Origin of the sequence: Parafrankia sp. FMc2 (assembly GCF_041008525.1) — a bacterium.
Lineage (GTDB): Bacteria > Actinomycetota > Actinomycetes > Frankiales > Frankiaceae > Parafrankia.
The window spans coordinates 1-2,050 of record NZ_JBFLUG010000347.1; the positions used below are offsets into that span (position 1 = coordinate 1).

Consider the following 2,050-nt stretch of genomic DNA (forward strand, 5'->3'; position numbering starts at 1 on the left):
CCTTTGCCCGCGACACGTGGTCCAGCCGTGCCCGCGCTCCCACACACCGCCCTCTACCAGGACCGATCAGCCGAACCTCACAGAGCGGGCCGATCCCATCAAATCGCGTCCCTGCAAGAGCCCTGGGGGGCACCCGGCGTGGCCGTGGACTGGTCGCGCTCGTCCGGCTGGACGTTCTCCTTTCGCCGAGACCCTCTGGTCTGTCGAGCTGGGTCCTCTGGCGCTGAACGGAATACTCGATGATCGCGGACTCCCGCACGAAGCCGCCGGAGTCCGTCGACGACGTTCTGCGGCAACTCGAACGTAGCGGACTCGTGGAATCGATAGCGGCACTCCGCGTGCTGTAGCTGCGTTGAGGCTGGTACACGGATGCCCGACCTACGGGCTGGCGACGACGTGCAGACGACCCCGCCGCGCAAACACCGACGTGCCACGCCACGTCTCCCGAGCACCTCGATGCTCTTTCCACCCGCAGTGCGGGTGACCTCGCCTCCGACTTTTGTTGATCGCGCGCATAGCAGGATGGGACAATTGCTACTTGCTCCGGGGTGGGGGTGGCGTTGTTCCTTGTCTGGGACAATCGGCCCCAGCTGCTTTCGGTTCTTATCCGCGCTCCGGCGCGTCGCTTCAGTAGTTCACGCGACCTCGGTACCGTCCGCGCCTGGCGGATGCCCTGCGCTCGCATCCTGTTCCGTGAGTCATTTTCCGGAATTAAGGAATGGATATATGGAACTCCGTGTACGGCGGCACCTCATGCTACTGGTAGTGGTGCTGCTGGCTAGTTTTTCCTTCATTGTGCCGGCGCTGGCCGAAACGACCCCCACCCGGACGGCCATGGCCGGCTTCGGTGGCCGTCCAGTCAATGGGCCAGCCGCGAAGCACCTCAAGGTCAACACCTACAACCTATATCTCGGCGCCGACCTCTCCCCGGTCATCGCTGCCCCAAATCTACCGGAGATGATCCGCCAGACCAGAATCGCCTACCGACACGTGCTGTGGGCCGACTTCCCTGCGCGGGCGCGGGCAATTGCCAGGCTGCTCGCCCGGCAACGGCCCGATGTACTCGGCCTGCAGGAGGCCGCGCTGTGGAAAGAGGGCCCGATCGGCGGTCCGCTGCGCACCACTGTCGACTACCTGCCGATCCTGCTCAAGGCGCTCAGGGAACAGGGCCTGAACTACGAGGTTGCCGCGAAGAACACCAATTTCACCGCCCAGTCGCCGATCGGTCCGACCCGACAGGTGAGCTTGACCGATCAAGATGCGATTCTTGTGCGAACCGGCACCACCTACCGGTGGCAAGTCAGCCACTCCGAGTCGCATGAGTACGTGGCTCGGTTGACCATCCCGACCGCGGCTGGACCGATCACGATTTCACGCGGCTGGTCAGCGGTCGACGTGACGGCTCGGGGGCGGACGGTACGAGTCGCCAATACCCATCTTGACCCCGACAGCCCGCAGATCCGTAACGCCCAGGCGGAAGAGCTGCGTACCGCGCTCGCCACCGCGGCACACCCGGTGGTCCTGCTCGGTGATCTGAACGCACCGCCCAGCGACCCCACTGGCCCGTACGCTCTTTTCGCTCAGGGCGGGTATACGGACGCGTGGACGGCGATCCATGGCCCCGATGGCGGCTTCACCGCCGCTCAGATAGACCTTGATACGGCGCCGTCGACTCTTTACGAGCGCATCGACTACGCTCTGTATAATACTATGCGCCCTGAAGATTCAGATTCCGGACAAATTCGGGCTGTTCGGGCGACCGTAATCGGCAACAAACTGCGTGACCGGACCTTCTCCGGGTTGTGGCCTTCCGATCACGCGGGCGTTGTGGCCACACTCGCGATCTCCCGTCCACAGCATTAATCTGCGTTTTCTCGGCGGCGTATCAGAGCGCGTGGAGCATATTCGGCACTCACCGCCCGACCTAGTACTCCAGCCCGACTTTTGTGATCAGTTGAGTTGGAGTGCTGCGGCTTGGCGGCGATAGTGGCTGGCTTGTGCGCGTGCCTGGTGGCGGCGGCGCCACCGGGACCAGGCCAGCACGAAGCCG

1 protein-coding gene is annotated in these 2,050 nt (G+C 64.0%); it reads left to right on the forward strand.

From position 1 onward, the window contains the following. The first annotated feature begins 726 nt into the window (after positions 1–726). Entirely contained in the window at positions 727–1,863 is a 1,137-nt protein-coding gene (locus AB1460_RS37080) for an endonuclease/exonuclease/phosphatase family protein (protein WP_368967208.1), read from the forward strand. Positions 1,864–2,050 lie beyond the last annotated feature (187 nt).